Consider the following 6,696-nt stretch of genomic DNA (forward strand, 5'->3'; position numbering starts at 1 on the left):
GCGCGGCAGCTTGCGCCGACGGCGCAGCAGCGGACGGTAGCGCGGCCGCGGTGGCGGGCTTGTTGGCGACGTCGACCGGCGCCGTCACCTGCGGCGCCTGGGTGGCGCGCATGTCCGGCGGGTCCAGCAGGAAGGTATATTCGCGCACCAGACGGCCACCGGTCCAGCTCAGCTCCAACAGCATGTCGACGAACGGTTCGTTGATTGGCTGGCTGGAACTGACCTTGATCACCTGCTTGCCGCCGCGCTGTTCGACGTCGAAACGCAGCGACATCAGCGCCGGGTTGAAATCGATATTGGCCGCGCGGAAGGCCTCGTTCGGCGCCAGTTTGGCCACCAGCGCACCGGCTTCGTCGGCCGACACCGAGGTCAGCTCGATCTCCGCCCGCAGCGGCTGCCCCAGCGACGACAGCACCGTCAACTTGCCTAAGCCCGCCGCATCGGCTGACGCCGCCAACAGCACGGCGCTGGCGACCGCACTGGTGATTGTCTTCAACGCGAACGAAACGATGGGGCGAGTTTGTACAGGCATAGTGGGTTTAATTATGGTTGTCAGATGGAAAATGTTACTTTCCCAGATATACCAACATAACATCATGCACAACAGCGTGCAAGCTTTGCACCACTTTAAACGACAAAAAGGGATTTCCCCTATGAGAGCACATAGGAAAAACCCCTTCTCTTCAGCGATTGCGCCACGCGCGTGGCGGCCGTTTTTACTGGTCCAGCACGATGCGCAGCATGCGGCGCAGCGGCTCGGCGGCGCCCCACAGCAACTGGTCGCCGACGGTGAAGGCCGACAGGTAGTCCGGCCCCATGCTCATCTTGCGCAGACGGCCGACCGGGATGGTCAGGCCGCCGGTGACGGCCGCCGGCGACAGCTCCTTCATCGACGCTTCGCGCGTGTTCGGCACCACTTTCGCCCACTGGTTGGCCGAGGCGATGATGTCGGTGATCTCGTCCAGCGGCACATCCCCGGTCAGCTTGATGGTCAGCGCCTGCGAGTGGCAGCGCATGGCGCCGATGCGCACGCACAGGCCATCCACCGGAATCGCTTTGGAGCCGAAGTCCGCGCCCAGACCCAGGATCTTGTTGGTCTCGGCGCCCGCCTTCCATTCTTCCTTCGACTGGCCGTTGCCCAGGTCCTTGTCGATCCACGGGATCAGGTTGCCGGCCAGCGGTACGCCGAACTGCTTGGTCTCTTCGGCCGACAGGCCGTGCTGGGTGGCCAGCACCTGGCGGTCGATTTCCAGGATGGCGGACGCCGGATCGTCCAGCAGCGGCTTGACGGCGCCGTTGATGGTGCCGAACTGGGTCAGCAGCTCGCGCATGTGCTGCGCGCCGCCGCCCGATGCCGCCTGGTAGGTCATGGAGGTCATCCATTCCACCAGACCTTGCTGGAACAGGCCGCCCAAGCCGATCAGCATGCACGAGACGGTGCAGTTACCGCCGATGAAGTTCTTCACGCCCTTGCCCAGCGCGTCCTTGATGACGTGCATGTTGACCGGGTCCAGCACGATCACGGCGTCCTTTTCCATGCGCAGCGTGGAAGCGGCGTCGATCCAGTAGCCGTTCCAGCCGGCCGCGCGCAGCTTCGGGAACACCTCGGTGGTGTAGTCGCCGCCCTGGCACGAGATGATGATCTCGCACTTTTTCAGTTCGTCGATGTCGGTGGCGCTTTTCAGCTTGGTTTCGTTCTTCGCCATGGCCGGCGCGTTGCCGCCCGGGTTAGAGGTGGTGAAGAACACCGGCTCGATGTGGGCGAAATCGCCCTCTTCCTGCATGCGCTGCATCAGCACCGAACCGACCATACCGCGCCAACCTACCAGACCTACGAGTTTCATATTGCTCTTCCTTGTCTAAAATTTTTTATGCCAGTGCCTTGACCACCGCGTTGCCCATCTCTTCGGTGCCCACCTTGGTGGTGCCTGCCTCATAGATGTCGGCGGTGCGCAGACCCTGCGCCAGCACCTGCTTGACGGCCGCTTCGATGCGGTCGGCCTGTTCGGTCTTGTTCAGCGAGTAGCGCAGCATCATGGCGGCCGACAGGATGGTCGCCAGCGGATTGGCGATGCCCTTGCCGGCGATGTCGGGCGCCGAACCGTGCGACGGTTCGTACAAACCCTTGTTGTTGGCGTCCAGCGAGGCCGACGGCAGCATGCCGATCGAACCGGTCAGCATGGCCGCCGCGTCCGACAGGATGTCGCCGAACATATTGCCGGTGACGATGACATCGAATTTCTTCGGCGCGCGCACCAGCTGCATGGCGGCGTTGTCGACGTACATGTGGTCCAGCGCCACGTCCGGATATTCCTTGTGCACGTCGGTGACGATGTCCTTCCAGAACTGGAAGGTTTCCAGCACGTTGGCCTTGTCCACCGAGGTCAGGCGCTTGCCGCGCTTTTGCGCCGCCTGGAACGCCACGTGGGCGATGCGGCGGATTTCGCCTTCCGCATAGCGCATGGTGTCGAAGCCTTCGCGCTGGCCCTTGAACGGACCGTCCGGGCACTCGCGCACGCCGCGCGGCTGGCCGAAGTAAATGTCGCCGGTCAGTTCGCGCACGATCAGGATGTCCAGGCCCGACACCACTTCCGGCTTCAGCGTCGAGGCGCCGGCCAGTTCCGGGTACAGGATGGCAGGACGCAGGTTGCCGAACAGGCCCAGATTCTTGCGCAGGCCCAGGATGGCCTGCTCGGGACGCAGCGGACGCTCCAGCGTGTCGTACTTCCAGTCGCCGACCGCGCCGAACAGCACCGCGTCGGCGTCCTTGGCCAGCTTCAGCGTGGCTTCCGGCAGCGGATGGCCGCTGGCCTCGTAGCCGGCGCCGCCGACCGGAGCGCTTTCCATTTCAAAGGTTTCGCCCAGCGCGTTCAGCACCTTGACCGCCTCGGTGACGATTTCCGGGCCGATGCCGTCGCCCGGCAGGATTGCAATTTTCATGTTCTCGATTCTTTAGATGACGTTGGCCAGCCAGGGCTGGTTTGCCAGATGGCGCTGTTCGAAATCGCGGATAGCGTCGGCATGGCGCAGGGTCAGGCCGATATCGTCGAGCCCGTTCATCAGGCAGTATTTGCGGAAGGCGTCGATCTCGAAGGGGTAGGAGAGACTGCCATTGCTGGTGGAGACACGCTGCTGTTCAAGGTCGACCACCAGGCGGTAACCGGGGAAGGCCTTGACTTCGTTGATCAGATGATCGATCTGGGTTTCGGTCAGTACGATGGGCAGCAAACCGCTCTTGAAGCAGTTGTTGAAGAAGATGTCGGCAAACGACGGCGCCAGGATCGCGCGGAAGCCGTACTGGTCCAGCGCCCACGGCGCGTGCTCGCGCGAGGAGCCGCAGCCGAAGTTCTTGCGGGTGACCAGGATGGAAGCGCCCTGATAGCGCGGCTCGTTGAGCACGAAGTCCGGGTTCAGCGGACGCTGGCTGTTGTCCATGCCAGGCTCGCCGTGGTCGAGATAGCGCCACTCGTCGAACAGGTTGGGACCGAATCCGGTGCGGTGGATGGACTTCAGGAATTGCTTGGGAATGATGGCGTCGGTGTCGACATTGGCGCGATCCAGGGGAGCGACCAGACCTTCATAAATCGTAAATTTTTCCATGATCGTTATGCTGTGGACGGGCGCCTGGCCCGTCGGGTTTTAATGGCCTGAGGCGCCCTGGACCGCCTGCCCCGCTTTTTGCACGTCCTTGCCGATGCCGGCGACGGTGTTGCAGCCGGTCAGTACGAAGGTGGCGATAATGGTCAGCGCGATGATCTTTTTCATGATGGTTCCTATCCTAGTTTGGGTGCGGCGCCTCAGCCGCGTTTTTACAAATCAGTGCAGTGCGCGCACGTCGACGAAGTGACCGGCGATGCCGGCCGCCGCGGCCATCGCCGGCGACACCAGGTGGGTGCGTCCGCCCTGGCCCTGGCGTCCTTCGAAGTTGCGGTTGGAAGTCGACGCGCAGCGCTCGCCCGGTTCCAGGCGGTCGGCGTTCATCGCCAGGCACATCGAGCAGCCCGGCTCGCGCCATTCGAAGCCGGCGGCCTTGAAGATCTGGTCCAGGCCTTCGCGTTCGGCCTGCTCTTTCACCAGGCCCGAGCCCGGCACCACCATCGCCAGCTTGACGTTGGAGGCGCGCTGCTTGCCGCGCACCACCGCCGCCGCCGCGCGCAAGTCTTCGATGCGCGAGTTGGTGCAGGAGCCGATGAACACCTTGTCGATGCGGATGTCTTCGATCGCCGTATTCGGCTTGAGGTCCATGTAGACCAACGCCTTTTCCATGGCGCTGCGCTTGACGCTGTCCTTTTCGTGGTCGGGATCGGGCACGCGGCCATCGACCGGCAACACCATCTCGGGCGAGGTGCCCCAGGTGACCTGCGGCTTGATCTCGGCCGCGTTGAGGGTCACCACCAGGTCGAATTTCGCGCCCGGATCGGTGTGCAGCGTGCGCCAGTAGGCCACCGCCTGCTCCCACTGCGGACCGGCCGGCGAGAACGGCCGGCCCTTCACATAGTTGATGGTGGTATCGTCGACGCCGATGATGCCGGCGCGCGCGCCCGCCTCGATCGCCATGTTGCACACGGTCATGCGGCCTTCCATCGACAGCGCGCGGATCGCCGAACCGCCGAACTCGATGCAGTAGCCGGTGCCGCCGGCGGTGCCGATCTTGCCGATGATGGCCAGCACGATATCCTTGGAGGTGACGCCGGCCGGCAGCACGCCGTCGACCTGCACCAGCATGGCCTTGGATTTCTTTTGCAACAGGGTCTGGGTAGCCAGCACGTGCTCGACTTCCGAGGTGCCGATGCCATGCGCCAGCGCGCCGAACGCGCCGTGGGTGGAGGTGTGCGAATCGCCGCAGACCACCGTCATGCCGGGCAGGGTGGCGCCCTGTTCCGGGCCGATCACGTGCACGATGCCCTGGCGCTTGTCGTTCATGTTGAAGTAGGTCAGCCCGTAGGACTTGGCGTTCTTGTCCAGGGTCTCGACCTGCAGGCGCGAGATCGGGTCGGCGATGCCTTCGGTGCGGGCGGTGGTTGGCACATTGTGGTCGGCCACCGCCAGGTTGGCGGAAATGCGCCATGGCTGGCGGTTGGCGGCGCGCAGGCCGTCGAAGGCTTGCGGGCTGGTCACTTCGTGGACCAGGTGGCGGTCGATATAGAGGATGGCGGTGCCGTCTTCCTCGGTGCGCACCACGTGGGATTCCCAGAGTTTGTCGTAAAGCGTCTTCATGATGTTATTTACATACTGCTACGATTATCCAACTTCATTATGCCATAGTGTGCAATGCGCGCAGCCAACGCTGTCCAGCCTCGTGAGCCCGATGCCTTCTGCATACCCTACACGTGGTATGACCCCTAAATACAAAAAAGCCTGCGTGTGGACGCAGGCTTTTTGGTTCTTGCTTGACCCGATCTGCTCGATCAGGCCGCCATGCGTACACTGCTCCGACACCCGTCCATTAGGAACGATAGGCCGACCACTAGCACCAGCTCGCCTTCTGCGGAGCGGGCGGTACCGGTAATGCCCTCGACGGTAATCGCGGTCATCGGTTTAATCACGAGGTCGGCCGTGCCATCGACCGCTTCCACCGCCAGGATGTACGGCTGTGGTGCAGCGACAACAATACCCACCTTCTCGCGGCAGCTTTCGTAGCCGAGCGCGTCGGCCAGCGAGCGCACCGGCAGCGGACGGCCCTGGTCCTTGAGGACCGGCGCGCCCCCCACTTCCATGAACACTTCTGGCAGTTCCACCACGCGCTGCACCACCGCCATCGGCAGCGCCAGCGCGGCGCCCGAGGTGGAGACCAGCATGGTCGGCACGATCGACAGCTCGATCGGCAGACGGATGGAGAACTTGGTGCCCTTGCCCAGCTCGGATTCGATCTGGATCGCGCCGCGGTTCTTCTCCACCGCGGTCTTCACCACGTCCATGCCGACACCACGGCCGGACACGCTGGACGCCACTTCCTTGGTCGAGAAACCCGGTAAGAATACCAGCTGCAGGCAGTCGTCGGTAGACAACTGCGCGGATTCCGAGATCAGCCCCTTCTGCAAGGCCTTCTGGCGCAGCTTGACCGGGTCCATGCCCTTGCCGTCATCCTGCAGCACGATCATCACGCTGTTGGCTTCCTGCCAGGCCTTGAGCTGAATGAAGGACTTGATCGGCTTGCCGGCAATGGCGCGCTCCTCCGGCGTCTCGACGCCGTGGTCGAGCGAGTTGCGCAACATGTGCACCAGCGGATCGTACAGCGAATCGACCACCACGCGGTCGACTTCGGTTTCCGCGCCTTCGATGTTCAGTTCGACTTCCTTGCCGAGGTCCTTGGCCAGTTCGCGCACCAGGCGCGGGAATTTCTGGAACAAGCGGCCGACCGGCTGCATGCGGGTGGCCAGGGTGGCGCGCTGCAGTTCGGTCGAGTAGCGCGAGGCGCGCTCCAGGGTTTCGGCCAGGGTGGCCATCAGGGTCTGGGCCTGGCCCTCGAATTTGAATTGCAGCAGGCGCTCCAGCAGCACGGCGGCCTGGTTGGCGGCCTGCACCGATTCGCCGGCCACTTCCAGCAGCGCGTCCAGCTTGACGGCGTCGATACGGATCGATTCTTCCTTGGCCGGCGCGCTTTGCGGACGTTCTTCCTTCTTCTCGGCGGCTTCGCGGCGCGCGGCCGGCGCGCCGCATGGCCGCGCGGTATTCGTCCTCGCTGGGGTAGCTGGG

The 6,696-nt window shown here is 63.7% G+C and carries 7 protein-coding genes; all 7 read right to left on the reverse strand.

The genetic code is table 11. From position 1 onward, the window contains the following. A partial coding sequence (locus E4L98_RS27315) for a type IV pilus assembly protein FimV (protein ID WP_371857295.1) occupies positions 1-532 on the reverse strand: 532 nt, incomplete at its 3' end. 184 nt (positions 533-716) lie between these two features. After that, positions 717-1,844: an aspartate-semialdehyde dehydrogenase gene (gene asd, locus E4L98_RS27320; protein ID WP_135204691.1), complete on the reverse strand. Its 1,128-nt coding sequence runs from the start codon at positions 1,842-1,844 to the stop codon at positions 717-719. Positions 1,845-1,869: 25 nt separating this feature from the next. Further along, a complete protein-coding gene (leuB, locus tag E4L98_RS27325; RefSeq protein WP_135204692.1) occupies positions 1,870-2,940 on the reverse strand; it encodes a 3-isopropylmalate dehydrogenase in 1,071 nt (356 codons plus the stop codon). A 12-nt stretch (positions 2,941-2,952) separates the two neighbouring features. Next, positions 2,953-3,600: a 3-isopropylmalate dehydratase small subunit gene (leuD, locus tag E4L98_RS27330; RefSeq protein ID WP_135204693.1), complete on the reverse strand. Its 648-nt coding sequence runs from the start codon at positions 3,598-3,600 to the stop codon at positions 2,953-2,955. Positions 3,601-3,639: 39 nt separating this feature from the next. Beyond that, positions 3,640-3,765 carry an entericidin A/B family lipoprotein gene (locus tag E4L98_RS27335; protein ID WP_135204694.1) on the reverse strand — a complete coding sequence of 42 codons (126 nt, stop codon included), beginning with the start codon at positions 3,763-3,765 and terminating at the stop codon, positions 3,640-3,642. A gap of 51 nt (positions 3,766-3,816) precedes the next feature. After that, positions 3,817-5,220: a 3-isopropylmalate dehydratase large subunit gene (leuC, locus tag E4L98_RS27340; RefSeq protein ID WP_135204695.1), complete on the reverse strand. Its 1,404-nt coding sequence runs from the start codon at positions 5,218-5,220 to the stop codon at positions 3,817-3,819. Between the two features lie 188 nt (positions 5,221-5,408). After that, a partial coding sequence (locus E4L98_RS27345; protein WP_229257601.1) for a chemotaxis protein CheA occupies positions 5,409-6,696 on the reverse strand: 1,288 nt, incomplete at its 5' end.

The organism is Duganella callida, assembly GCF_004614165.1.
Classification (GTDB): Bacteria; Pseudomonadota; Gammaproteobacteria; order Burkholderiales; family Burkholderiaceae_D; genus Rugamonas; species Rugamonas callida.